Genomic DNA, 707 nt, shown 5'->3' with positions numbered 1-707 from the left:
TAGAGTTTTTCATTATCCATGGACACCAAAACGTTATTGGATAAGAAAGCATTCCTTTTCAGCTTGTCACTAAAGATCTTTGGGGTTGCTGTCATGTAGAGGCGTTTTTTGCCTCGAATAATGCTATTGTCATGAACCTTGATAAATTCAGATTCATGCTTTTCTGTTCCCAACACAACACCAGTTGTTCTATGGGCTTCATCACAAATGATCAGATCAAATTCAGGTAACCCATGGGTATTTTGTGCATCCGAAATCACTTGGATAGAATGATAGGTTGAAAAGATGACCGTCATTGCATCTGCTAGGTTTTCACAAGCTTCTTTGGCAAGGGCTTTCGCATCTGTTGTAGCAGGGAGAACAAGATCTGATGTTTCCATGCCAACAATATCATCTTGGTTTTTACGACGCTTGCCTACTTTCGTATCAGAACAAACCGCAAAGGAACGCAAGGGCACTTCTGTATCAAGGGTCCATTCACGGATTGTTTGCGAAACTAAAGCCAGAGAAGGAACCAGAAACAACACACGCTTGCCTGTTCCTGCTATGGTTTCTGCTATCTTAAGGCTAGTGAAAGTCTTCCCCGTTCCACATGCCATAATCAGCTTGCCACGATCTGCTTCTTTTAACCCTTCACAGACTTTCTTGATGGCTTCTTCTTGATGGGGACGAGGCTCTTTTGTTGATTTCAGAACAACTTCTTTTTT

At 41.9% G+C, this 707-nt stretch carries 1 protein-coding gene; it reads right to left on the bottom strand.

Annotated features, from left to right (window positions below):
* A partial coding sequence (locus ACFIN0_RS10000; protein ID WP_375702480.1) for a DEAD/DEAH box helicase family protein occupies window positions 1–707 on the bottom strand: 707 nt, incomplete at both ends.

It is taken from the genome of Bartonella sp. AA89HNZF (assembly GCF_042196905.1).
GTDB lineage: Bacteria > Pseudomonadota > Alphaproteobacteria > Rhizobiales > Rhizobiaceae > Bartonella.
This window is presented reverse-complemented; position numbering and strand designations above follow the sequence as displayed.